This window comes from Bradyrhizobium diazoefficiens, assembly GCF_016612535.1.
GTDB classification, from domain to species: Bacteria; Pseudomonadota; Alphaproteobacteria; order Rhizobiales; family Xanthobacteraceae; genus Bradyrhizobium; species Bradyrhizobium diazoefficiens_C.
The window spans coordinates 848,527-870,764 of sequence record NZ_JAENXS010000002.1; the positions used below are offsets into that span (position 1 = coordinate 848,527).

The 22,238-nt window shown below is 64.4% G+C and carries 26 protein-coding genes; 15 read left to right on the top strand and 11 right to left on the bottom strand.

The window, feature by feature from the left end; genetic code table 11:
* Positions 1-325 precede the first annotated feature (325 nt).
* From JJE66_RS20850 to JJE66_RS20860, 3 genes are all read left to right on the top strand, one after another.
* On the top strand, positions 326-556 hold the full coding sequence (locus JJE66_RS20850) for a DUF6894 family protein (RefSeq protein ID WP_027530842.1): 231 nt from the start codon (positions 326-328) through the stop codon (positions 554-556).
* A 122-nt stretch (positions 557-678) separates the two neighbouring features.
* The gene (locus JJE66_RS20855; protein ID WP_200516390.1) at positions 679-1,071 is read left to right on the top strand and encodes a hypothetical protein; all 393 of its coding nucleotides are present in this window, start codon (positions 679-681) and stop codon (positions 1,069-1,071) included.
* Positions 1,072-1,176: 105 nt separating this feature from the next.
* On the top strand, positions 1,177-1,425 hold the full coding sequence (locus JJE66_RS20860) for a hypothetical protein (protein WP_200516391.1): 249 nt from the start codon (positions 1,177-1,179) through the stop codon (positions 1,423-1,425).
* A gap of 51 nt (positions 1,426-1,476) precedes the next feature.
* Here the strand turns inward: JJE66_RS20860 and JJE66_RS20865 are convergent, their stop codons facing one another.
* The 5 genes from JJE66_RS20865 to JJE66_RS20885 all read right to left on the bottom strand — a co-directional run bounded on the left by JJE66_RS20865 (position 1,477) and on the right by JJE66_RS20885 (position 4,858).
* Positions 1,477-1,662: a hypothetical protein gene (locus tag JJE66_RS20865; RefSeq protein ID WP_200516392.1), complete on the bottom strand. Its 186-nt coding sequence runs from the start codon at positions 1,660-1,662 to the stop codon at positions 1,477-1,479.
* Between the two features lie 170 nt (positions 1,663-1,832).
* Positions 1,833-2,114: a cell division topological specificity factor MinE gene (gene minE, locus JJE66_RS20870; protein WP_200516393.1), complete on the bottom strand. Its 282-nt coding sequence runs from the start codon at positions 2,112-2,114 to the stop codon at positions 1,833-1,835.
* Complete coding sequence (minD, locus tag JJE66_RS20875; protein WP_200516394.1) at positions 2,111-2,926, bottom strand: septum site-determining protein MinD; 816 nt, start codon at positions 2,924-2,926, stop codon at positions 2,111-2,113. The genes minE and minD overlap by 4 nt, the downstream gene beginning before the upstream one ends.
* A gap of 19 nt (positions 2,927-2,945) precedes the next feature.
* Positions 2,946-3,644 (bottom strand): septum site-determining protein MinC, encoded by a 699-nt coding sequence (minC, locus tag JJE66_RS20880; protein ID WP_200516395.1) that lies wholly within the window; start codon positions 3,642-3,644, stop codon positions 2,946-2,948.
* A gap of 209 nt (positions 3,645-3,853) precedes the next feature.
* On the bottom strand, positions 3,854-4,858 hold the full coding sequence (locus tag JJE66_RS20885) for an ABC transporter substrate-binding protein (protein ID WP_200516396.1): 1,005 nt from the start codon (positions 4,856-4,858) through the stop codon (positions 3,854-3,856).
* 100 nt (positions 4,859-4,958) lie between these two features.
* Here JJE66_RS20885 and JJE66_RS20890 point away from each other — a divergent pair, with 100 nt between their 5' ends.
* The 6 genes from JJE66_RS20890 to JJE66_RS20915 all read left to right on the top strand — a co-directional run bounded on the left by JJE66_RS20890 (position 4,959) and on the right by JJE66_RS20915 (position 10,152).
* Positions 4,959-5,606, top strand: a complete 648-nt coding sequence (locus JJE66_RS20890; RefSeq protein ID WP_200516397.1) for a TetR/AcrR family transcriptional regulator — start codon at positions 4,959-4,961, stop codon at positions 5,604-5,606.
* Positions 5,607-5,688: 82 nt separating this feature from the next.
* A complete protein-coding gene (locus JJE66_RS20895) occupies positions 5,689-6,459 on the top strand; it encodes an ABC transporter permease (RefSeq protein ID WP_200516398.1) in 771 nt (256 codons plus the stop codon).
* Positions 6,460-6,477: 18 nt separating this feature from the next.
* Entirely contained in the window at positions 6,478-7,515 is a 1,038-nt protein-coding gene (locus JJE66_RS20900) for an NAD(P)-dependent oxidoreductase (protein WP_200516399.1), read from the top strand.
* Positions 7,502-8,320 carry a GNAT family N-acetyltransferase gene (locus JJE66_RS20905; protein ID WP_200516400.1) on the top strand — a complete coding sequence of 273 codons (819 nt, stop codon included), beginning with the start codon at positions 7,502-7,504 and terminating at the stop codon, positions 8,318-8,320. Before JJE66_RS20900 ends, JJE66_RS20905 begins: the two co-directional genes overlap by 14 nt.
* 6 nt (positions 8,321-8,326) lie before the next feature.
* On the top strand, positions 8,327-9,382 hold the full coding sequence (locus JJE66_RS20910) for a dihydrodipicolinate synthase family protein (RefSeq protein WP_200516401.1): 1,056 nt from the start codon (positions 8,327-8,329) through the stop codon (positions 9,380-9,382).
* Positions 9,370-10,152 (top strand): ABC transporter ATP-binding protein, encoded by a 783-nt coding sequence (locus JJE66_RS20915; RefSeq protein WP_200516402.1) that lies wholly within the window; start codon positions 9,370-9,372, stop codon positions 10,150-10,152. The genes JJE66_RS20910 and JJE66_RS20915 overlap by 13 nt, the downstream gene beginning before the upstream one ends.
* Before the next feature lie 218 nt (positions 10,153-10,370).
* Here JJE66_RS20915 and JJE66_RS20920 read toward each other — a convergent pair whose 3' ends face one another.
* Complete coding sequence (locus JJE66_RS20920; protein WP_200513218.1) at positions 10,371-11,342, bottom strand: IS110 family transposase; 972 nt, start codon at positions 11,340-11,342, stop codon at positions 10,371-10,373.
* A gap of 349 nt (positions 11,343-11,691) precedes the next feature.
* A complete protein-coding gene (locus JJE66_RS20925) occupies positions 11,692-12,249 on the bottom strand; it encodes a MarR family winged helix-turn-helix transcriptional regulator (RefSeq protein ID WP_200516403.1) in 558 nt (185 codons plus the stop codon).
* On the opposite strand from JJE66_RS20925, the gene JJE66_RS20930 reads away from it, so the two are divergent.
* Both JJE66_RS20930 and JJE66_RS20935 read left to right on the top strand, forming a co-directional pair.
* A complete protein-coding gene (locus JJE66_RS20930) occupies positions 12,249-12,695 on the top strand; it encodes a hypothetical protein (RefSeq protein ID WP_200516404.1) in 447 nt (148 codons plus the stop codon). The genes JJE66_RS20925 and JJE66_RS20930 overlap by 1 nt on opposite strands.
* A gap of 1 nt (position 12,696) precedes the next feature.
* On the top strand, positions 12,697-14,553 hold the full coding sequence (locus tag JJE66_RS20935) for a tannase/feruloyl esterase family alpha/beta hydrolase (RefSeq protein WP_200516405.1): 1,857 nt from the start codon (positions 12,697-12,699) through the stop codon (positions 14,551-14,553).
* Positions 14,554-14,777: 224 nt separating this feature from the next.
* On the opposite strand, the gene JJE66_RS20940 is transcribed toward JJE66_RS20935, so the two are convergent.
* Together JJE66_RS20940 and JJE66_RS20945 are read right to left on the bottom strand one after the other, a co-directional pair.
* Positions 14,778-15,035, bottom strand: coding sequence for a hypothetical protein (locus JJE66_RS20940; RefSeq protein ID WP_018644685.1), 258 nt, complete (start codon positions 15,033-15,035; stop codon positions 14,778-14,780).
* Between the two features lie 65 nt (positions 15,036-15,100).
* Positions 15,101-16,066, bottom strand: a complete 966-nt coding sequence (locus JJE66_RS20945; protein ID WP_246756485.1) for a DUF2778 domain-containing protein — start codon at positions 16,064-16,066, stop codon at positions 15,101-15,103.
* A gap of 192 nt (positions 16,067-16,258) precedes the next feature.
* Here JJE66_RS20945 and JJE66_RS20950 point away from each other — a divergent pair, with 192 nt between their 5' ends.
* Complete coding sequence (locus JJE66_RS20950; RefSeq protein ID WP_200516407.1) at positions 16,259-16,696, top strand: DUF1810 domain-containing protein; 438 nt, start codon at positions 16,259-16,261, stop codon at positions 16,694-16,696.
* A gap of 101 nt (positions 16,697-16,797) precedes the next feature.
* Positions 16,798-18,879: a methyl-accepting chemotaxis protein gene (locus JJE66_RS20955; protein WP_200516408.1), complete on the top strand. Its 2,082-nt coding sequence runs from the start codon at positions 16,798-16,800 to the stop codon at positions 18,877-18,879.
* A gap of 5 nt (positions 18,880-18,884) precedes the next feature.
* Here the strand turns inward: JJE66_RS20955 and JJE66_RS20960 are convergent, their stop codons facing one another.
* Entirely contained in the window at positions 18,885-19,475 is a 591-nt protein-coding gene (locus JJE66_RS20960; RefSeq protein WP_200516409.1) for an NADPH-dependent FMN reductase, read from the bottom strand.
* A 51-nt stretch (positions 19,476-19,526) separates the two neighbouring features.
* Positions 19,527-20,474, bottom strand: a complete 948-nt coding sequence (locus tag JJE66_RS20965; protein ID WP_200516410.1) for a helix-turn-helix domain-containing protein — start codon at positions 20,472-20,474, stop codon at positions 19,527-19,529.
* A 299-nt stretch (positions 20,475-20,773) separates the two neighbouring features.
* Here JJE66_RS20965 and JJE66_RS20970 point away from each other — a divergent pair, with 299 nt between their 5' ends.
* On the top strand, positions 20,774-21,883 hold the full coding sequence (locus tag JJE66_RS20970; protein ID WP_200516411.1) for a DUF2336 domain-containing protein: 1,110 nt from the start codon (positions 20,774-20,776) through the stop codon (positions 21,881-21,883).
* Positions 21,880-22,197 carry a PilZ domain-containing protein gene (locus tag JJE66_RS20975; RefSeq protein ID WP_200516412.1) on the top strand — a complete coding sequence of 106 codons (318 nt, stop codon included), beginning with the start codon at positions 21,880-21,882 and terminating at the stop codon, positions 22,195-22,197. The genes JJE66_RS20970 and JJE66_RS20975 overlap by 4 nt, the downstream gene beginning before the upstream one ends.
* The last annotated feature ends 41 nt before the right edge of the window (positions 22,198-22,238 follow it).

The following is a 22,238-nucleotide window of genomic DNA, read 5'->3' on the forward strand; positions in this document are numbered from 1 at the left end:
TGTATTGAGTCCGTGCAACTGCGGTGATGCGCCGCCGTGCGCAAAGAGAAAAGGCCGTCGGGATCTATGCCGCCGGCCTTCTCTTGCAGCTGCCGGTTCCCGGAGCCCGGTTCTGCTGCAATTCCATGCCTCATGATCAGGCGGATATATTTAATAAAATCTTAATGCATCCCAATGCTGCACATCATTTCTGCGCCATAAGCACAGAGATTGCGCGGTCCGTTCATTCGATAGATATCGACTCAGTGGTACTATCCAGCATGCTTTGAAGACTTCCGTTGAAGGCTTCGTTTGGAAATTTGGGTCGTCACACCGGGGAATTCGGATGCCGTACTATTCCTTCGATCTCGTGGTTGGTGAAGAGTTCAAGAACCAGGGCGGAATCATCCTCGAGGATATCGAGGTCGCCTCTGATCGCGCCGTTCAACTGGCTACGGAGCTGTCGCAGGTGAAGCCTGAGTTGCAGCGGAAAGGTTGCGCGGTGCGCGTCACCGATCGCGATCACAACGAGGTCTATCGCACGCCGCTCGATCCCGTGCCGGCCTGGCGACGCTAGGTCATCTTCGAGCAGAATCCGCGACAAAGCCGCATGTAGTCTGGCGCCCAATCGGCGCAGCCACCATTGCGAAGCGGCCTGCCGGACGCTAGCCTCCCAAAAAAACGAGGAGGTTACCAAGGATGCGCTACCCCATGCTGATGGCAGGCCTGTTGCTGATCGCAGCTCCAGCCCAAGCGGCTGACGATCATCCGCGCTCGACCTATGTGACGATGGTCTTGCAGGCCTTTGCCGCCAAAGTCGAATGCCCGAACACGGACGTCGTCTACCAGGATCTGGTGCAGAAGGCGCAGCAAATGCAGTTGCCCGACGGCACCACCGAGCAGGTGCGCAAGGCGATCGCCTGGTTGCACACCGGCGGCAAGATGGGCGAGAAGCAGGCCGACGACATCATGGCGGAGGTTGCAGTCGCCACCCAGATGACCGATCTCGATCAGCGTCGGCTCGGCATGAGCAATTGGTGCGAGAAGCAGAAGACCAGCCTTGCCGGCCTGATCCGCAGCAAGGGCGGCTAGCCGTTCGATCGATCGGCGTTAATCACACCGCGGCGGAACCCTCGGCGCGGCCAAGAATCGTCACAATCTTCGCCAGCATGCGGCTTCTTTGAACAGGAGATCCCCATGCGAATTGCCCATCTCGTTTTCGCCGGTGCTCTCGCGGCCAGCACCGTGCTGACCGCTCCGGCCGTCGCGAAGAATTCCGATGCCCAGAAGGGCGAGGACAAAGCGACGTCGTCATCCTGCAGCGCCTATCAGCAGGCAGCCGACGGATCCTGGGAGCAGCTCCCCTGCAAGGAGACGGGCGAACGTGCACAGCCACAGACGCAGCACAAGCCGGTGACACCAGGCGCCGATCAGGGCGAGCGCTGATCTGCCCGATTGCAGGGGGATCAAGGACGGAACCGAACCGGGGCCAGTGCATCAGCTGTGATGCGGCCCGCGCATGATCTTCATGGCGTCTGCGATGTGACGCCATTCTTTGGCGTCATCCGCTTCCCCACGGCCCTCGCAGGCCTGAGCCTGTTCGGCAGCCTTCGCAATCGCAGCGAAACCATGCCGTTCCAGCATCTGCCGCGCGACGGTGTGAACCTGGACCTCGGACATCATGGGCGCTCTCCGGTTCTAAGGAAACCGCGGCGCCCGGCTCGGCGCTCCGCGGGTCTCGGACAACGATCGAATCGCGAATCTCGTTCCGCTCGAGCGCCCCTACGACAAAGGCGGCCCGCTATGCCCAGCGGACCGCCTTCTCACCCACCCCAAAGTCTTCGGCCGGGTCCCTACCCGACCGCCGCTTTCTTGCGCTCGAAGTCGTTCGGCACCTCGATGTCGACTTCGAGGGTCGAGACCTCATCGCCGCGCTCGAGCCGCACGATCACCTTGGTCGGGTCCAGCGTGACGTGCCTGGACACGACGGCGAGAATTTCCTCACGCAGCACACCGAGCAGATCGGGCTGGCCGCGCAGTCCGCGTTCATGGGCAAGCAGGATCTGCAACCGCTCGCGAGCGACGGGTGCAGAGGCCTTGTTGCCGCGGAGAAGCCGGAGCAGACCCATGCTCATGCAGCCCTCCGTCGCAGCAGACGATCCATGAAACCCTTGCGCTCCGTCGGCACCTGCATCGGCACGGTGTCGCCGCACAGCCGCCGCGCCGCATCGATATAGGCTCGGGCGGGCGCGCCTTCGGCGTTCGACAGCGTCACCGGCGTGCCGACGTTGGAGGCGCGCAGCACGTCCTGGCTCTCGGGGATGATACCGAGCAAGGGCGTCGCGAGAATCTCCAGAATGTCGTCGATCGTCAGCATCTCGCCGCGTGCCGCGCGCGAGGGATCGTAGCGGGTGATGAGAATGTGCTTCTCGACCCGCTCGCCCTTCTCGGCCCGCACGGTCTTGGAATCGAGCATGCCGATGATGCGATCGGAATCGCGCACCGAGGACACTTCCGGATTGGTGACGATGACGGCCTCGTCGGCAAAGCGCATCGCCATGGAGGCGCCGCGCTCGATGCCGGCCGGGCTGTCGCAGATCACCCAGTCGAAACGGCTGCGTAGATCGGCGATGACCTTGCCGACGCCCTCTTCCGTCAGCGCATCCTTGTCGCGGGTTTGCGAAGCCGGCAGCAGCCAGAGGTTCTCCAGCCGCTTGTCCTTGATCAGCGCTTGCGGGAGTTTCGCGACGCCCTGGACCACATTGATGAGGTCGAACACGACGCGGCGTTCGGCGCCCATCACCAAGTCGAGGTTGCGCAAGCCGACGTCGAAATCGACGACGACGACCTTGTCGCCGCGTTGCGCCAGCGCAGCCCCCAGCGCAGCGGTCGTGGTCGTCTTGCCGACGCCGCCCTTGCCTGATGTCACGACCAGTACCTTGGCCATCTCAAATATCTCCTTCTGGTCAGTTCAGCGCGGTAATTCGCATGGTGTTGCCCTGCAGCCAGGCTTGAGCCGGCTTGCCGCGCAGGGCCTCGTCGATATCCTCGGCGGTCTGATAAAACCCATCGATCGCAAGCAGTTCGGCCTCAATCTTCTGGCAATAGATGCGCGCGCTCGTGTGACCGTTCACGCCCGCCATGGCACGGCCGCGCAACGCGCCGTAGATGTGGATGGAACCGCCGGCAACGACCTCGGCGCCGGAGCCGACCGAGCCCAAAATGGTGACATCGCCCTCGGGGAAGATCACGGTCTGACCGGAGCGCACCGGGCTCTCGAGCAGCAGCGAGGTCGGCTTGGTCTCCGCCTTCGCCTCAGGCTTCTTGGGCGCGCTCGGCTCGATCACGCAGCTGCGCCCGCCCGAGAGCAGCGGCGGCATGGACGGCGTCAGCCGCGCCTCCTCCACGCCCTCGATGCCGAGCACGCGGATGTTGCGGTCTTGAAGACTGGTCAGCAGATGGCCAATGCCGGACTGGCTGAGATCGACCGATGACAGGTCGATCACCACGGGGCGGCCGGCGAAGAAGCCCGGCGAGCGCGCGATGGTGGTGTCGATTTCCTGGAGCCAGTCCTGGATCGGAACCGTCGGGACGAACACGAAAGCCACGTAGGAGCGCCCGCGCAGGCGCACCATTTGGCGTTGAATTTTTGCTGCAGCCTCCATAGCGGCCGACTCGTTCCCTGTTATTGAATGGTTAACGATGCCGCGGATATGGTTAATGGCCGGTTAATTTCTCCGTGGGGTTACGTAGGTGAGATGGCTTGGGCTGGCGCTGGTTCGTAGCCCGGATGGAGCGAAGCGCAATCCGGGAGGCACTCGCCGCAGATGCTCCACCCCGGATTTCGCTTCGCTCCATCCAGGCTACGGGGGCCCTACTTCTTCACCTTGCTCGCATCCATCTTGATGCTCGGATCCAGCATCTTGGTCGTGAACGCCGTCGTCACGTCGAACGGCTTTTCCATGCCGAGGTAGGTCTGGACCAGCTCGTAGTCCTTCTTCATCCGCTCGCCGTCGATCCAGCCGAGACCCTTGGTCGTCGTGAACTCGTCGGTCATCAGGAACTTGATGCGCTCCCACTGGCGCTCCTGGTTCTGCTTGTCGAGACCGGAGACCTGGTCGAGCAGCGCTTTCAGGCACGGCGTGACGTCGGCGACGCAGGCGGCAAAGGCCTTCTGCGTGACGCGGACGAAGTCTTCGACCAGCTTCGGATTCTTCTGGAGATAGGCGCCGTTGACGATCAGCGAATTGCCGTAGGGGTTGAGGCCGATGTCCTTCCAGTTGATGTAGCCGAGGTCCTGTCCGAACTCGATCACCTTCAAATCATGCTCGTTGTAGAAGTCGCTGATGATGTCGACGGTGTGGCTCTTGAGCGCGGCGATCTTCGCGGTCGGCCCGATATTGACGAAGCTGACGGAGTCGGGCGCGAGACCGGCGGCCTTCGCAAACGCCGGCCACATCACGCGCGACGCATCACCCGGCGGATTGCCGATCTTGTGGCCGGCAAAATCCTTCACGCCGTTCACGCCATAGCTCTTCAGCCAGTAGAACGTCTGCCCGGTGTTGGCGTAGATGCTCATCAGCGCGACATCGTCGGCGCCCTTGCTCTTGGCCACCAGCATGGTGGCGAGATCGGCGATGCCGAAGGGCGAGCCGCCTGAGCCGACCTTGGCGGCGGAGACGCCGGAGCCCTTGCCCACCTCGATCGTCAGGTCGATGCCTGCTTTCTCGTACCAGCCTTGCGCCTTGGCATAATAGAACGGCGAATGGTCGGCCGTCGGCGTCCAGTTCAGGATCAGGTTGACCGCCTCGCCCGCGCTCGCCGGCATTGCCGGCAAACCCAGGGCCAGAGCCACAATCGCCGCCTGCAAACGTTTCATCGCATCTCTCCTCGTTGCCGCGACCCGGCTTGTCGCTCTCCCCATGTGAGGCTACCAATGCAACAAGCCCACCCTCAACTTGTCAACTGTTTGGTTGGAAATGCCGGCAAAACGATCAGGCGACACCGTGCCGCAGCGGCGCGACCCCGTTGCCACCCGCAAGAAGCTGCTCACCGCGGCGCGCCTGGAATTCGCCCGGCACGGTTTTGCGGGCGCCCGCGTCGACGAGATCGCGGAGCGCGCGGGCGTCAACAAGCAGCTGGTCTATCACTATTTTGGCGACAAGGACGCGCTCTACCTCGCCGTGCTCGAATGGGTCTATGAGGACATCCGCGAGCAGGAGCGCAAGCTCAATCTCGAGGGCCTGCCGCCAGACAAGGCGATCCGCAGGCTGATCGAGGCCTCGTTCGATCATCTGGCGGAAAACCCCGATTTCATCGTGCTTTTGAACGACGAGAACCGCGGCGGTGCCCGCCACGTCCGCGGCTCGACCCGGCTGGAGGCGATGCATTCGCCGCTGGTCAAGAGCGTCTCCCACATCCTGCACGAGGGCGTGCGCGCCGGGATCTTCCGCAAGGGGATCGATCCCGTCCAGCTCTACATCTCCATCGCGGGATTGAGCTATTTCTTCTTCTCCAACACCCCGACGTTGTCGGCGATTTTCGGCAAGGACCTGTCGAACCGGGCCCAACGCCGCGCCCGCCGCCGGCACGTCGTCGATCTCGTGCTGCAGTCGCTCCGGCCATAATCAACCAACTGGTTGAAACTTGCAGCGGGGACGGCTAGGCTCAGCGTTGCGGCAGTGAGGCCGCGGCAATTGGGAGCAGACGGTGGCGGGTGACGGAGCAAGGCCAGCGCGCAACTTTGCGATCGTCCTGATCGTGCACCTTGCCGTGCTCGTGCTCTGGCAGGTCCTGGTCGATGCCTTCCACGTGCCCAAATTCATCCTGCCCTCACCGCTCGCGACGGTGCAGACGCTGGGGACGGCGAGCTACGCCTGGGCGTCCAATACGCTGGTGACGGCCGTCGAGATCCTCGGCGGCTTCGCGCTCGGCGCCCTCGTCGGCGTGACGCTGGCCGTGATCTTCAGCTGGGCACCGCTGGTGAGCGTCGTACTGTTGCCGCTGTTCGTGACGCTGAACATGATCCCGAAGGTCGCGCTCGGCCCGCTCCTCATCGTCTGGTTTTCTTACGGCATCGTGCCGAATATCCTGATCGCCTTCAGCATCTGCTTCTTTCCGATCCTGCTGACCACCGCACGCGGCCTGCGCGAGGTCGAGCCGGACCTGCTCGATCTCGTCAAATCGCTGCGCGGCTCGCGCTGGACGCTGTTCCGCAAGATCCAGCTGCCGGGCTCGCTGCCTTACGTGTTCTCCGGCATGAAGGTCGGCGCCATCCTGGCGGTCGCCGGCGCCATCGTCGGCGAGTTCATCGCCTCCGAGCGCGGGCTCGGCTACCTCATGATCCAGGTGCAGTCGTCGCTCGACACGCCCGCGATGGTGATGGCCGTCGTGCTGCTCACGCTGCTCGGCGTCGCTCTCTATGGCCTGGTGCTCGCCCTCGAACGCATGTTCGTGGTCGGCGACGCCAGGCAGAACTAACTGACGAAGGACCGATCCATGCTGCTCACCCGCGAGACGCTGCCGAAGACCATCCCTGATATCGCAGCCCTCGACGATCTCCTGTGCCGCCCGAGCCAGGCGCTGATCGACGACCTCGCCAAGGTCGAGGGCGACATCATGATCCTCGGCGTCGCCGGCAAGATGGGACCGACGCTGGCGGGGCTGGCGAAAGCTGCCGTGCCCGATCGTCGCGTCATTGGCGTGGCGCGCTTCAGTGACGCCGGCGTCAAGGACTGGCTGCACGCGCGCGGCGTCGAGACCATCAATTGCGATCTGCTGGACGAGGCCGCGATCAGCGCACTGCCGAAGGCGCCGAACATTGTCTTCATGGCCGGCCGCAAATTCGGCGCCGAGGGCGATCTGTCGCTGACCTGGGCGATGAACGCGCACGTGCCGTCACTGGTGGCGCAGGCCTTCCCGTCGTCGCGGATCGTGGCGTTCTCCACCGGCTGCGTCTATCCGTTCGTGCCGGTCGACGGCAAAGGCGCGACCGAGGACATGGCGCCGAACCCGCCCGGCGAATACGCCCAGTCCTGCGTCGGCCGCGAGCGCATGTTCGAGTATTTTTCGCGCAAGTTCGAAACACCGGGACGCCTGTTCCGGCTCAATTACGCGATCGACATGCGTTACGGCGTGCTGCACGACATCGCGACGAAGGTGCTGACTGGCGCCCCGATCGACGTCAGCCTTGGTCATGTCAATTTCATCTGGCAGGGCGATGCCTCCGCGCAGGCGCTGCGGTGCCTGGCCCATTGCACCGCACCGGCCTCGCCGATCAATGTCAGCGGCCACGAGATTTTGGCGGTGCGCGACCTCGCCGCGAAGTTCGGCGCAAGGTTCGGCCGCGCACCCGTGCTGGTTGGCGAGGAAGAGCCGACTGCATGGTTGACCGATACATCGCAAGCCGTGGATCTGTTCGGCCTGCCGGTGGTGGACACCGAGCAGCTGATCGCCTGGACCGCCGACTGGGTGTCACGCGCCATGCCGAGCCTCGGCAAGCCGACCAAATACGAGGTGCGCGATGGCCGCTACTGACGAGCTGCCCATCATCAAGCTCGGCCCGGAGGATGCAATGGCCGGGCTCGTGCTCTCGACGGAAGCGCGCTGGAACCAGACCGAAGAGGATTGGCGCGTCTTCCTGCGCGAGGGCGTCGTCTTTGGCATCCGCACCGGCATATTGTTGGTCGCAACCGCCGCGCTGCTGCCCTACTCCGGCAACAACGCCTGGATCAGCATGGTGCTGGTGACGGCCGGCCACCGCCGGCGCGGCCTGGCGACGCGCCTCGTCGATGCGTGCCTAGAAACCGCGCGCAAGAACGGCCTGACCAGCTGGCTCGACGCGACGCCGGACGGAGTCGCCGTCTACGGGCCGCTCGGGTTCACGCCGACGCTGCAATTGCGGCGGTTGAAGCTGGCAAAATCAACGCAAGCCGCGCCGGCGCCGCCGGCCGCGACGCTCGACGCGCTTCGCGCACGCGATTGCCGCGCCACCGGCTTCGACCGGACGGCTCTCCTGACCGCCTTTGCGCAACGCTCCGGATCGCGCATCGTCGCAACGCGCGGATCCATTGGCTTGATTCGCGACGGCAGGACCGCGCGCCATATCGGTCCGCTGTTCGCCGACAATGCCGCCGAAGCGCTGGGCCTGGTTCAGGCGATCGCGCGATCCGAGACCGGACCGTTGCTGATCGATGCGCTCGCCCCGCAGGCCGCGTTCCTGGACGGAATGACAGCATCGGGCTGGATCATCGAGCGGCCGTTCCAGCGCATGCGGTTCGGCCCCGCCACGACTCAGGCTGAGGAATTGCCATTCGCCGTCGCCGGCCCTGAATTCGGATAGGACATCATGCACCACAGCCAGATCGACAGCGACATCCGCAAGCTGATTGCCGAGGGCACCGTGCTGCCGGCGCACCCACTTGCGCTCACCGCCGAGCGCCAGCTCGACAAGACACATCAGCGCGCGCTGACGCGCTATTATATCGACGCCGGCTCCGGCGGCCTTGCTGTCGGCGTCCACACCACGCAATTCGCGATCCGCGATGTCGGCCTCTATCGTCCCGTGCTGGAGCTTGCGGCCGAGACCGCGGCGAATTGGACCAAGCGGCCGCTGGCGATGGTCGCAGGGCTTGCCGGTCCCACCCAACAGGCCACAGCTGAAGCCCGCACTGCGCGCGACATCGGCTATCACGCCGGTCTGCTCAGCCTCGCTGCGATGAAGAGCGCCTCGGACGACGAGATCATTACACATTGCACGGCGGTCGCCGCCGAGATCCCGCTGGTCGGGTTCTACCTTCAGCCGGCGGTGGGCGGCGTCGTGCTGTCGAGCCGGTTCTGGCAGCGCTTTGCCTCGATCGACAACGTCATCGCGATCAAGATCGCGCCGTTCAACCGCTACCGGACGCTGGATGTGCTGCGCGGCGTCGTAGCCGCGGGCGCGCTCGACCGCGTCGCGCTCTACACCGGCAATGACGATCACATCCTGCTCGATCTGATGCTGCCGTTCGACTTGCGCGACAAGGGCGTCACCACGCGGACCTATTTCAAAGGCGGCCTGCTCGGCCACTGGTCGGTGTGGACGGCAAGCGCCATCAAGCAGTTCGAGCGCTGCAAGGCGGCGCGGCACAAGGACAACGTTCCGGCCGACCTGCTCGCGCTCGATGCCCGCGTCACCGACTGCAACAGCGCCTTCTTCGACGTTGCCAACAATTTTCACGGCTGCATCGCCGGCTGCCACGAGGTGCTGCGGCGCCAGGGCCTGATGCAGGGCCTGTGGTGCCTCGATCCGAATGAGGGCCTGAGCCCCGGCCAGAAGGACGAGATCGATCGCGTCACGCGCGAGCATGCCGACCTCAGCGACGATGCCTTCGTCGCCGCCAATTTGGATAAATGGCTGGCATGAGCCCAACACCCTTCATCAGCCTGCAAGGCGTCCGGAAGGTCTATCGCAGCGGCGGCGCGGAATTTCTCGCGGTGTCCGATGTCACCATGGACGTGCAGGCAGGTGAGCTCGTCTCGCTGGTCGGCCCCTCCGGCTGCGGCAAGACCACGGTGATGAAGATCTTGGCTGGCCTGCACGGCACCGACGGCGGCACGGTGACGATCGGTAACGCCAACAGCCCGTTCGATCCGACCCGCGACATCGGCATGGTGTTCCAGCAGGCGCTGCTCTTGAAGTGGCGCACCATCCTGGACAACGTGCTGCTGCCGGCTGAGATCGTCGGCCTGCCGATGAAGGCGGCGCGCGAGCGGGCGCGCGATCTGCTCAATCTCGTCGGGCTCGCCGGCTACGAGCAGAAATATCCGCGAGAGCTGTCCGGCGGCATGCAGCAGCGCACCGCGATCGCGCGCGCCTTCATCCACGATCCAAAACTGATCCTGATGGACGAGCCGTTCGGCGCGCTGGATGCGCTGACGCGCGAGCAGATGAATCTGGAGATGCTGCGGATCTGGCGCGAAAGCGGCAAGACCATCGTCTTCATCACGCACTCGATCCAGGAGGCCGTGTTCCTGTCCTCGCACTGCGCGGTATTGACGGCGGGCCCTGCGAAGATGGCCGATTACTTCCCGATCGACCTGCCCTTCCCGCGCGACCTTCCGCTCAAGACCACGGATGCATTCGGCGCCTATGCAAGGCGGATTTATTCGAGGCTGGGATTGGGTGCTGCATAGGCTGCCACACGATGGACCCCGTAGCAACCATTAAGTATGGCGTCCCGATAGCCTTGAGGCTGACGCCGCGCGCCGCGGCCGTCAAGGCGTGGCCTGGCGGCAGTTGATGTGAGGTGAGACGCGCGCGACGGCCATCCTTGACGGCCGCGGTGCGCGGCGTCGTCTTGACGGCAGGTCGGGACGAAGAAACGGTCGCCTGGTCGAACCAAGAAACGCGATCAGGTGACGGACACACTCACGGTTTTGGGCGGTTCAGCGACCCACGGTGTTCCGCGGGCGACGACGGCGTTGATGATGACGATCAGCTTTCTGGCACAGGCGACGAGCGCGCGCTTGTGGCCCTTGCCGGCGGCGATCAGCCGGCTGTACAGGGCCATGAGCTGCGGGTTCCAGCGGAAGGAGGCCGGAAGAGCTGCGGTGTAGAGTGCCTGACGCAAGCGCTGGCGTCCGCCGTCAATTCGACGGGCGCCGATATGCTTGCCGCTGTCGTCATCGTAAGGCGCAAGTCCGGTGAGGGCTGCGGCTTGCTCGCGGGTGATCCGACCGATCTCGGGCATCCTGATCAAGATGGCAACCGCGGTCGGCAAGCCGCTGCCGCCAACGCTGTAGATCAGATCGAGACGTGCGGCGAGATCGCGATGCTTGCGGATCGCTGCCACCAAGGCCTTGAACTCGGCTCGTCTGTGCTTGGCCAACAGAGCAATCTGCTCCTTCCAGAACTTCTGGATACGCTCGTCACGGCAGCTCTCCAGCCGATTTTTGAGCTTTGCGATGTCCTCCTTGATCTGGTCGATCATCGTCAGATGCACGGCAAAGGGCTGCAGCCGGGGGTCTGGAGCGGGATGGATGTTCTTGACCGCGGCGGTGCAGGCCGCAATCAACGCAGCATCGATCTTGTCGTTCTTGGCCCGTTGCAAATGGAACGTGGCATAGGCACGGACCTGGATCGGCTGAAATACGATGACGACAAACCGCTTGCGTCGCAGTTCGGCAACCGCCGCCTGCTCATAACCACCGCTCGCCTCGATCCCAACCCTCTTGACCTTGTGGCGCTTCAGCCACTCCACCAACTCCTGGTGACCTTCCGCCGTGTTCTTGACCTGCAGCTCCTCCGAACTGCCATCGAGCGCCACGTCGAGCTTGTCTTTGCTAGTATCGATTCCGGCACAGATCGTGTTACGTTTGGCCATCTTCCTCGACCCTCCCTTGTGATGCGAACCTGAAGTTCGTTCAACCATGCGGGTCCCGATGAAGTGCCGACCGCGATCTTGCTACGAAACGCAGCTCTCAGGGGCTTCGGTGGGCATCGATCCGATCGATCGGCGGCCCAGCCCGGGTGGCCACCCGGGCTGGGCCATTCCTCACGGAACCAGCCCATCATAGCCCGGCCCGCCAATACAAGGGTGGGCAAAGCGAAAGCGTGCCCACCACGGCAAGTGAAGCAAGGAGTGGTGGGCACGGCGCAAGTGCGCCTTGCCCACCCTACGAGAGCGAGGGCGAGCATCCAGGCGCCCGCCGCGGCATGGCGTCCCAGATCGCTCAGGCGTCGGCGACAAAGATCGACAGCGCCCGCTGCAATTCCTTGTAGGCGCGCGGTCCGATCTTGGCCGCCAGCGCCTTATCGCTTTCGGCGGCCGCTGGCCTCAGCCGGTCCAGCAGCGCCGTGCCCGCCTCCGTCAGGTAGAGCACGTAATAGCGACGGTTGACCGCCGACGCAGTGCGTCGCACCAGGCCACGGCCTTCCAGATGATCCACCAGTCTGCCGAGCCCGGCCCGTTCGATCGACAGCAGCTGCGCAACGGCGAGCTGGTTGACGCCGGGATTGGCGTCGATGACGCAGAGCACGGAAAACTGGGCGGGACTGATCTCGAAGGCCGCCAATTGCCGGCTGAACTCCCTGAAGATCCAGAGCTGCGCCCGGCGGATGGAGTAGCCCAGCAGTTGCGAGAGGTCCCCGAGCGCAAGCGGTTTTGCCCGGGCCGGCTTGGTGTCGGACACGATGCGGGGCGCCGATCGCGACGGTTTTGTCACGCCGGCGGCCTGCTGCGGTCGCTTGGCGGCGATCCGCTTCGTCACCTTTGCCTTGGCTGGCCGCATTGACGCGCATCTTTCGCAAAGCCGGTCGAGGTGCATCCGGCCATGTCTTGAGGATTCGGACAGCTAACCTAACGCAACGCCGTCGAATCGAGAAGCCGAGCGAAGCCTGGCCCGCCGCATACAGCTTCTACGACAGGTTGCACAGCAATATCGCGCAGTGCGTCATGTTGACACGGCAACATCGTTCGCCTAAGGATCGTGAAAGCCTGCCGTACCACGAGCGGGCTCAAGGGGAGCGAACGTCCGTGCCGTCATCAGGGGTGGGCGCCGATCCGCATGCCAAAGCGCATCGCGGCGAAATGGTTTTGCGCGCAGCGCATCGCAATGGCGAGAGCGACTCTCCCGACAACAGCAATTCTGCAACTGTTTCCGACCACGCCTCGCCGGCCGCCGGCCGCGTCGGGCGCTTTCGTTCAATTATCAACGATGAAACTGGGAGGGTATGACATGAAACGACTTTTCCTCGCCTCGACGATCGTAGCCACATGGGCGTCGCTCGGCGCGCAGGCCGCAGCACACGGACTGCCGCCGGGCGGCGTCGCCCCGCGCTCGTCCTGCACCGGCCTCACCGGCCTTACTTTGCCGAATACACAGATCCTGAGCGCGACGCAGAAGTCGGGCTATTGCAACGTGATCGGTATCATCAACAAGCGCGTCTCCACGCAGGACCCCGATCACTTCACCTACGGCATCGGCTTTGCGCTCAATTTGCCCACCACCTGGCATGGCCGCTTCGAGATGATGGGCGGCGGCGGCACCGATGGCAGCCTGCAAAGCGATCCGCAAGGCGCTGCCGGCGTCGAGCTCGGCCAGGGCTGGGCGGTCGCAGCCGACGACGGCGGCCACGAGGACAACGCGACCAATGTGGTCGGCGGCTATCAGGACGACGACGCCAATGCCGGCGGCTCGGCGCATTTCGCCATCGATGCGCAAGCGCGCAGGGACTACGGCTACAACGGCATCGAGAAGACCGCGACGACCGCCAAGCAGATCATCTCCTATTTCTACGGCCTCGACACCGTCTATTCCTACATCATGGGCTGCTCGAACGGCGGCCGGGACGCGATGGTCGCGTCACAACGATCGCCCTGGCTGTTCGACGGCGTGATCTCGCAAAATCCCGGCTTCAACCTGCCGCAGGCGGGCCTTGCCGAAGCCTGGAACGAGCAGGTGCTCGGCACGCTCGCAACCAGCAAGGACATCAACGGCCAGCCGTATATTCCCGACACCTTCCCGCAGCAGGACCTTCAGGTCGCGTCGGCTGCGATCCTGAGCGCCTGCGATGCGCTCGATGGCCTCGTCGATGGCATCATAGACAATTACCATGCCTGCACGGCGAAGAAGGTGTATCCGGCGCTCGCGAGCTACACCTGCAGCACCGGTTCGCACGGCAGCACGCCACATGGCGGCACTTGCCTGAGCAGCGGGCAGGTGGATGTGCTGAAGAAGATCTATGCCGGCCCAGTGAATTCAAAAGGCGAGCGGCTCTATTCGAACTGGTTCTGGGATGCCGGCATCTGGACGCCGCCCACCGCGCCCGGCGCGGGCTGGCAATTCTGGAACGTCGTCACTGCGCCGGTGCCTACCGTCAACACCGCGATCAACCTGACGCTCGGCGCCGGCGCGATTCCGATGATCTTCCAGACGCCGCCCGTGGTTACGCCCGTCGACGGGCCGACCGGCCAGGAAGCGTTCGTGTTCAAATTCAACTTCGACACCGACGCGCCGAAGATCTTCACGAAGACCGCGGCCTATCCGGAAAGCGCGATGGACTTCATGGCGGCGGTTGCAACGGATCTGCGTCCGTTCCGGGCGCGCGGCGGCAAGCTGATCATCTCGTCCTCGGTCAATGACGGCATCTTCTCGGGGGCTGCGATCGCCCGCTGGTACCGCAAGATGAACCAGCGCATGGACGATCGTGCGACCGACTTCGCGCGGCTGTTCATGGTGCCTAACATGGCCCATTGCGGCGGCGGCGCGGCCACCGCGAGCTTCGCGACAAACGAGCTCAAGGCGATCACGGACTGGGTCGAACACGGCGTCGCGCCGGAGCGCATCGTCGCGGCCAACACCAACACCACCTCGCCCTACCCGACCGGCGGCGTGTTCGATCCCCGCATTGCCCAGAACTTTCCGACCGGAGGCACGCGGCCGCTTTGCGTCTATCCCAGGATTGCGGCCTACAAGGGCAGCGGCCTGACCAGCGATGCGGCGAACTTCGCGTGCGTCGATCCCGGCTTCAAGCCAGGCGGTGACCACGACTTCCACGACGATGACGACGGGCACGGCGGCGACAGGCACTGAGCCGCCCTGCACTTGGAGTGACTGAGCAAGCAATATCGTCGGCATTCACTCTCGTGTCCCGGACGCGCTGCAACGTCTCTTAGCGTTGCTGCGCAGAGCCGGGACCCAGAAGCCACCAGTCCTCTGCGGCATGGGCCCCGGCTCAGCAGCGCACCGTCGAAGAGACGCTGCGCAGCGTCCGGGGCACGAGAGGAGAGCAATGACGCGATAGAAGAAGCGCGGCTTCAGAGCAGCTTCGCGCTCACGAACAGTGCGCGCACGGCGTTGGTCGCCTGCACTGCGAGCATGGCATTGCCGGCGGCGCCCTCGAGCGCAGCAACCGCATCCTCATGCAGCGAGCGGAATTCCATCCACTCGACCGATTTGAAGTTGGTGAGAAATTGATAGGCCTGGCCGACCGTCGCGATCGCCAGCGTGTCGCCGTTCAGCTTGATCTTGAACGTCGTGCGCAGCGGGGTCTCGGAGCTTGCTGGATCACTCATGGGCTGCTTCTGGACGACAACGGCTTAAGGAAGGGAAAACGGCAGCCCTGCCGCCCGGGCGGATATCAGGAATCGGTGCTGGCGCGCTGCGACGCAGTGGTCGCCCCGTTCAAGCTCGGCACCACGACCAGGCGGTTGAACTCGCCATTGTCGTAGGCCTTCATGAAGCGATCATAGTCCTTGATCGAAACGCAGCCGTTGGAATCGCCGCGCGGTCCGAGCATGAAGGTGTGCGTGAGCAGGCCGACGCGGCCGAGCGCACTCGTACCGTCCGTGGGTGTCAGGCGCAGCGCCCGGACGCCGTGGAACAGTTTTTCGCGCGGCTTGAGGTCGTAGGTTGCAGGCGGGGTTGCGCCCACCATGCGCTGGTCGACATGGTCGGGGTCGTCCATCAACGCGCCCATGCCGGAATGAGCTTCCAGCGTGACGCCACTCGGCAAATACAGCGCCTTGGCCTTGATGTCATAAACCGCCGTGCGCGAATCGTAGCCGAGCGCCGCCAGATCCGGCGCCTTGCCGAACAGGCCGCTGTCGGGCGTCAGCGAGGCCAGCCTGATCTTGTCCGTGAATTTTTCGAAGAAGTTGCGGTTGTCGACCCTGGGATTGGTGTCGGCAAAGGCCTGGCTCGACGCGATCTGGGCAGAGAGATCGGCCTGGACCGGCCTGGAGCGCGGCATCGGGACTGCGTCGGCACGCTGTGAGGGCCTTGTCTCGTCAACCGCAGGCTGCTCGTTGTCGGTCAGCGTCGAGCGCCAATCATCACCCTGAAGCTTTTGGGCGAGCATCGCCTTGGCGTCGCGAAGCTTGAGCTGGACCGCATTCAGGGCCGATCGCTCCAGCGTCCGCAGGCCGAGCTCCCGCGCAGGCGGGTTGCCCGACAGCGAGGCGAAACGATCCTCAAACGAAGGCGAATTGGCCGGCGGCAGCGCGGCTGTGACCAGCGGAGTCGAATCGCCCAAATTCGAATCGCCCAAGTCCGCGACCCACGCGGCGGCGCCCAGCGCCAGCGCGATGGCAGCCATAGACAGCAATATTGTCTCGGCTCGCCCAACGCGGCGGCGCGGCAATAGCCTCTCGGCTCGTGCGCGGTCGGAAACCATCAGATCCCCAAAAACGACCCCCGGGGGGACCCACCCCCACCCGGAGACTCTTTACCAGCTACCACATTGGGAGCCAAAAGTTAGGCATAATCGCGGCCGTCGAGGCACCCCAAAAGGTATTCCATGACCGATCCTTTTCACCTGGACCGGTTCGTCCAAGCCCAGAACCCGGTTTTTGGCGCCGTCCGGGCCGAGCTGTCCCGGGGCCGGAAGCAGACTCACTGGATGTGGTTCGTCTTCCCGCAGATCGCCGGCCTCGGCTTCAGCGCGATGTCGCAGCGCTACGCCATTGCCTCGCGCGCAGAGGCCGAAGCCTACCTGGCCCACCCCGTCCTCGGCCCGCGCCTGGTCGAATGCACCCGTCTCGTGCTCGCCGTCGAGGGCCGGACCATCAACGCCATCCTCGGCGCGCCTGATGACGCCAAATTTCGCTCGTCGATGACGCTGTTCGGCGCGGTGTCCGGCGCACCCATTTTCGACGCGGCGCTCGCCAGATATTTCGCAGGCCAGCCCGACGGTGCGACGCTGGAGATCCTCGCCGCCCTTGACCGAAAGGCCTAGCTGCCCCGCTTGTCGCGCGCAGCAGCGTAAACCCGCGCTTAATACGCTCCCCCTATTTTTCGGAGAATATCTTTCTCCCCGCGCCAATTGCCGGACAGATCATGAAAATCGGTACGCTTCTGACCACCGCCATCGTTTCGCTCTCGACCGTCGGCGGCGGCCTCGCCATCTACGTTGCGGTCACGAAATACCAGACGATGGAGAGGGTAGCCGAGGCGCAGGGCCGGCTGACGATCGTCCGCGCCGTCAGCGACATCCCGCGCTATCTCAACCCCGAGCGCGGCTTTGCCACCAACATCCTCTACGGGCCCGCGACCTACGACCCCGCGCAGCTTTCCGAGCATGACAAGCTGCGCAAGCAGACCGACGGCGCCCGCGACAAGATGAACGCCCTGCGAAAGGCGCTGCCCGGCTCCCTCGACGACGGCAACGCCATCGGCAGCAACATCGACGGTATCAATTCGAAATTCACCGCGCTGCGCGAGGCCATCGACAAGGCGATGGCGGGACCGGCGGAGGTGCGCAAGGACGCCGCCAAGAAGATCGTCACCGACAATTCGGTGCTCAACGGCAGCGTGACCGCCCTGCTCAACGAGCAGGTCCGCCGCATGGCGATCCTCAATGGCGATGCCTACCGCCAGGCCAGCTATGCCAACATCGCGATGACGCTCCGTGACGTCGGCGGCCTCAACTCCAGCCTGCACAAGAATCTCGTTGGCGGCAAGAAACCGGCGACTGACGCGGAGAAGGCCGACATCAGCCGCTCGCAGGGCCGCAACGACCAGATCGTGATGACGCTGCAGGAATTGCGCGGCAATCCGACAACTCCGGCGAACGTCGCCGCTGCGCTGGAGAAGTTCAACTCGATCTACATCGAGGAGTTCGGCCGCGAGCTCAAGCTGGTGAAGGACGGCGCGATCAGCGGCAAGTACGAACACGACGTCGATACCTATTTCACTGCCACGCAGCGCGGCCTCGGCACCATCATCGACGTCCGCGACGCGTTCTACGACAACGCCGAACAGATCCTCGCCAGCGCTTCCTCGGCCGCACGCACCAGCTTCACGATCGCGCTCGCTGGCCTTGTTGCCGTGCTGATCGCCAGCGCCGGTCTGATCGTGATGGTGCGCCGCCGCGTCTGCGCCCCGATCGTCAGCCTGACGACGCGGATGTCACGGCTTGCCGACGGCGATCTTGCGGAAGAGATCCCCGGCGCCGAGCGCTCCGACGAGATCGGGGCGATGGCCGCGGCCGTCCAGGTGTTCAAGGACAACATGATCCGGGCCGACCGGCTCGCGGCCGAAAAGCAAGCTGAGAACGACGGCAAGATGCGCCGCGCCCAGGCGCTCGACGAACTGACCCGCGGCTTCGAAGCCAAAGTCACCGAGCTCGTCGGCGGTCTCTCGCGCGCCTCCTCCACCATGGAGACCACCGCGCAATCGATGACTTCGACGGCATCCCAGACCAACAGCCAGGCTGCGGTCGTCGCCGCCGCCTCGCAGCAGACCTCGACCAACGTGCAGACGGTTGCCAGCGCCACGGAAGAGCTGACCTCGTCGATCGCCGAGATCGGCCGTCAGGTCGCCCAATCCACCGAAATCGCGGCCCGCGCCGTCGACAACGCCCGCCGTACCGGCGACACCGCCCGCACGCTCGCCGAGGGCGCACAGAAGATCGGCGACGTCGTTACGCTGATCCAGAGCATTGCCGAGCAGACCAACCTCCTGGCGCTCAACGCCACCATCGAGGCCGCCCGTGCCGGTGACGCCGGCCGCGGCTTTGCCGTGGTCGCCTCCGAAGTGAAGTCGCTGGCCGGCCAGACCGCCAAGGCCACCACCGAGATTTCCGAGCAGATCACGGCGATCCAGGCCGCGAGCGACGAGACCGTGGCCGCGATCCGCAACGTCGCCGACGTCATCGCCGAGATCGACCAGATCGGCACCGCGATTGCGGCCGCGATCGAGCAACAGGGCTCGGCAACCCGGGAGATTTCCCGCAGCGTCCAGGAAGCCGCCCGCGGCACTCAGGAGGTCAACACCAATATATCGGGCGTGCAGCACGCCGCCGACGATACCGGTGCGGCGGCAAGGGAAGTGCTGGGCGCAGCCGAGCAGCTCTCGACGCAGTCGCGCGACCTCGCCGGCCAGTTCGAGCGCTTCCTCGGCGAAGTCAGGGCGGCGTAAGCAGCCTAGTAAGGCGGCGCCTTGCGCGCGCGTTGCGCTTTCGCCGCCTCGATCCACCAAAGCAGATCATCCGCGAAGCGCGGGAACGACCGTTCCAGCGCCTTGCCGCCCTCGCCGATCGGCTCGCTCTCGGCCGACAGCGTCTGCGCGATCGGCCCGACGCCGATCGTGCTCGAGATCACCACCATGCCCATCTCCGACAGCGTGCCGTGCCAGGCCGTCGAGGCGCGTGCGCCCGACAGGCGGCCGGCGGAATAGCTCACGATCGCGGCAGGCCGCCAGAACCACTCCTCCAGGAAGTGGTCGGTGAGGTTCTTCAGGCCGGGCTGAATGCCCCAATTGTATTCGCCGGTGACGAAGACAAAGCCGTCGGCGCCACGGATCTGTCCGGCCAGCTTCTCCAGCGCCTCCGGCGCTTCTCCCTTGGGATGTTCCTTGTACATGCGGTCGAGCATCGGCAGGCCGATCGCCTTGGCGTCGATGAACGCGACCTCCTCGCCGCGGCTGCGCAGGCGATCGATGACGAAGTTCGCAAGGCGGATGCCCATGCGGTCGGAACGGTAGGAACCGTAGAGGACGAGGATGCAGTTGCTCATGGCCGGCACGTTAGCACGGGACGCGGCAACTGACCCAGCCTGTTTGTCGTGCTAACGCCTTCGTCCACGCTCCAGCGTCTCCGACGGCGCCTCGCCGAACTGGTCGCGATAGCTTCTGGAGAAATCGCTGAGATGCCAGAAGCCGAACGCCAGCGCGACGGCCTTCACGCTCTCCGCGCCCGCCAACAGCCGCTGACGGACCAGCCAGAGCCGGCGCAGCCGCAAATAGCGATGCAAGCTCATGCCGCGATAACGCCGGACGACGTCGTGCATGGTGCGAACGGAAAGACCAAGCTTGCGCGCGAGGTCCTCGCTGTAGATGGGCTGGGCGAGATCGCCGGAAAGCAGCGCGCGGATCTCCTGAAAAATCTTGAAGTTCCGCTGATCGTTCGGCCAAAGCGTCCATCGCGCCGGAACGATTTCGGCGATGGCCGCATCGACGGCACCGAACAGGGACTCCTTCATCGCCGCGGCCTTCATCGGCACTTCTGCGGGATCGATGGCTTCGGATGCGGCTGCCACCGCTTCCGTGACGATTCGCCGCAACCGATCCAGCGCCCCAGCACTGGTCTCGAAGACCTTGAAGTTCGGCTTGGCCTCCGGCCAGCCGCGATCCTTCACCTCCGGCCTGAACACCACCGAGGCGACCTGACGCGGCACCTCCTCGATCGTGTTGTAGGCCGCGCCGCTGCTGCCGACGACGATGACCGAGCGATCGCGCTGCGCCCCGTTGAAGCGAATGGGCACGTCGAGATCGTCCATCGCAAATCCGATCGCCGTGCAATCCGCGGTCAGCTGCGCATCCACGACGCGTGGAAACGCGCGCGTGACGTTCACGTCGCAGCCCGGCAGACGCAAGATGATCTGCTCAGTCGAAATCCTTCGCACGAGCGGCGTGAACTCGATGTTCAGGCCGCGGATGGAACTGCGAAACTCATCGACGTCTGAAAAACGAAATATCTTTGGCGCCAACGCTGGCGCATCATCATCATTGGTCATGGCAAAATGAAAAGCAGCGTCACGAAGCGACGCGCCACCGGCGACAGCACCGGCTGATTTCCCCCCTTTCGGCTGCCCGCTCCACCGAAGACTCACGCGAGCGTCTCTCGACCAATTGGCGGGGATCGACTTCAAAGAACAAGCCGGTCAATCAGGTCCTGCCAAATTTCGATAGCGTTTCCAGCAAAGCGGATGGTGCGTTGATACCCGGCAACCCCAAGTTTAAGAACCAAATTAACAACTCTGGGGCGAAATGAGCCCGTTCATTTGTCATAATTTTTTCAGTTCAGGCTCCTGCCATGGCGGCAAATTCGCCTGCCGATATTCTAGTTGAGTTGGAAGAAGCGGTCGCAGCCTGCTCGCCGGAGCGCTGCGCCCGCATCCTCTCGGGCATTGTGCACCTGCTCGCATCCGGCCGCGACAAGCCTCAGCACCTGCTGGTCAATGTGGTCGACGGCGTCTTGCTTCGATTGACGGGGCGGGTCACGCCCTCCGCATTGACAGAACTGAGCGAGGCACTCGCTGGTTTGAACATTGCGCCGCAGGACACGTTGCGGCATCTGGCATCCCACGAAGACCCCTCCATCGCTTGCCCGGTCCTGCTCAAATCGCGAGGGCTCTCTGCCGCCGACCTGACGGCGGTCGCGACAGCCTGCGGCGAAACGCATCAGCTCGCGATCTCGGCCCGTCACGAGATCGAAGCGGCCGTGGCTGAAGCGCTGGTCACGCGCGGCACGCGCGCGGTCCGCCTCGCCCTGATCAAGAACCCCGGAGCCCAATTCTCCGATGCGGCTTACGCTTCGCTGATCGAGACGGGTGCTGCGGACGACGAGATCGCAAAGGCGCTGGCGCTCCGGCCCGGCACGCCCGACATCGTCTTGCGCAAGCTGCTTTCCGCTTCACCTGAGCCAAAGCCCGCGGCCAAGCCCAATGCCTCCGCCCTGCCCCCGGCACAGGGGCCCGCGATCGTTGCGCCGAAGCGGCCTTGCTCGGCCGACTATGCCAACGCAAGGCCGGAGATCGTTGCGCTGAACCGCGTCGGCAAGCTCAACGATTCCACGGTGAACCGCTTCGTGATCCGCGGCGAGATCGCCAATTTGTTCACCGCTCTGTCGGTGCTGTCAGGGGCTCCGATCGAGATTGTCGAGCACGTCATGAGCGATGACGATTGCGAAGGCCTGGTGATGGCCTGCCGGGCTTCGCGCTTGAACTGGGCGACCACGCTCGCGATCCTGAGCAACCGCGGCGGCAAACGCCTTTCCTTCGCCGAGCGCGAACGCGCGCAACTGATCTTCGAAACGCTTCTCTTGTCGACCAGCCAATGGACAGTGCGCTGGGGGGAAATCGCAGCAAGCGCCATTCCAAGCGATCCGGGAAATCGCGGCGCAAAAATGGGGGTTAGCCGATGAAGTTCGACGGTCGCAAGGCGTTTCGCGTGCGGATGGATCACAAGCAGTCCGTCAACCTGATGGGCTCGGACGGCACCTGGCGACGCAGTTGCGTGCTGCTCGACGTGTCGCAGAGCGGCGCCAAGATCGAGGTCGAGGGCACCCTCGACGTGCTGCAAGCCAAGGAATTCTTCATGCTGCTGTCGTCGACCGGTCTCGCCTATCGGCGCTGTGAGCTGGTCTGGATCGACGGCACCATGGCCGGCGTGCACTTCATCAACGCGGACAACAAGAAGAAAATGGCGAGCGCGAAGGCGGCCGCGCAGAGCAAATAGGCATTTCGGCGCGAGACATCATCAAGGTCGTTCAACTCCAG

Coding starts and splice junctions, on each gene's coding strand:
- JJE66_RS20850 (WP_027530842.1), top strand. CDS start 326: ATGCCGTACTATTCCTTCGATCTCGTGGTTGGTGAAGAGTTCAAGAAC.
- JJE66_RS20855 (WP_200516390.1), top strand. CDS start 679: ATGCGCTACCCCATGCTGATGGCAGGCCTGTTGCTGATCGCAGCTCCA.
- JJE66_RS20860 (WP_200516391.1), top strand. CDS start 1,177: ATGCGAATTGCCCATCTCGTTTTCGCCGGTGCTCTCGCGGCCAGCACC.
- JJE66_RS20865 (WP_200516392.1), bottom strand. CDS start 1,662: ATGATGTCCGAGGTCCAGGTTCACACCGTCGCGCGGCAGATGCTGGAA.
- minE (WP_200516393.1), bottom strand. CDS start 2,114: ATGAGCATGGGTCTGCTCCGGCTTCTCCGCGGCAACAAGGCCTCTGCA.
- minD (WP_200516394.1), bottom strand. CDS start 2,926: ATGGCCAAGGTACTGGTCGTGACATCAGGCAAGGGCGGCGTCGGCAAG.
- minC (WP_200516395.1), bottom strand. CDS start 3,644: ATGGAGGCTGCAGCAAAAATTCAACGCCAAATGGTGCGCCTGCGCGGG.
- JJE66_RS20885 (WP_200516396.1), bottom strand. CDS start 4,858: ATGAAACGTTTGCAGGCGGCGATTGTGGCTCTGGCCCTGGGTTTGCCG.
- JJE66_RS20890 (WP_200516397.1), top strand. CDS start 4,959: ATGCCGGCAAAACGATCAGGCGACACCGTGCCGCAGCGGCGCGACCCC.
- JJE66_RS20900 (WP_200516399.1), top strand. CDS start 6,478: ATGCTGCTCACCCGCGAGACGCTGCCGAAGACCATCCCTGATATCGCA.
- JJE66_RS20905 (WP_200516400.1), top strand. CDS start 7,502: ATGGCCGCTACTGACGAGCTGCCCATCATCAAGCTCGGCCCGGAGGAT.
- JJE66_RS20910 (WP_200516401.1), top strand. CDS start 8,327: ATGCACCACAGCCAGATCGACAGCGACATCCGCAAGCTGATTGCCGAG.
- JJE66_RS20915 (WP_200516402.1), top strand. CDS start 9,370: ATGGCTGGCATGAGCCCAACACCCTTCATCAGCCTGCAAGGCGTCCGG.
- JJE66_RS20920 (WP_200513218.1), bottom strand. CDS start 11,342: ATGGCCAAACGTAACACGATCTGTGCCGGAATCGATACTAGCAAAGAC.
- JJE66_RS20925 (WP_200516403.1), bottom strand. CDS start 12,249: ATGCGGCCAGCCAAGGCAAAGGTGACGAAGCGGATCGCCGCCAAGCGA.
- JJE66_RS20935 (WP_200516405.1), top strand. CDS start 12,697: ATGAAACGACTTTTCCTCGCCTCGACGATCGTAGCCACATGGGCGTCG.
- JJE66_RS20940 (WP_018644685.1), bottom strand. CDS start 15,035: ATGAGTGATCCAGCAAGCTCCGAGACCCCGCTGCGCACGACGTTCAAG.
- JJE66_RS20950 (WP_200516407.1), top strand. CDS start 16,259: ATGACCGATCCTTTTCACCTGGACCGGTTCGTCCAAGCCCAGAACCCG.
- JJE66_RS20955 (WP_200516408.1), top strand. CDS start 16,798: ATGAAAATCGGTACGCTTCTGACCACCGCCATCGTTTCGCTCTCGACC.
- JJE66_RS20960 (WP_200516409.1), bottom strand. CDS start 19,475: ATGAGCAACTGCATCCTCGTCCTCTACGGTTCCTACCGTTCCGACCGC.
- JJE66_RS20965 (WP_200516410.1), bottom strand. CDS start 20,474: ATGACCAATGATGATGATGCGCCAGCGTTGGCGCCAAAGATATTTCGT.
- JJE66_RS20970 (WP_200516411.1), top strand. CDS start 20,774: ATGGCGGCAAATTCGCCTGCCGATATTCTAGTTGAGTTGGAAGAAGCG.
- JJE66_RS20975 (WP_200516412.1), top strand. CDS start 21,880: ATGAAGTTCGACGGTCGCAAGGCGTTTCGCGTGCGGATGGATCACAAG.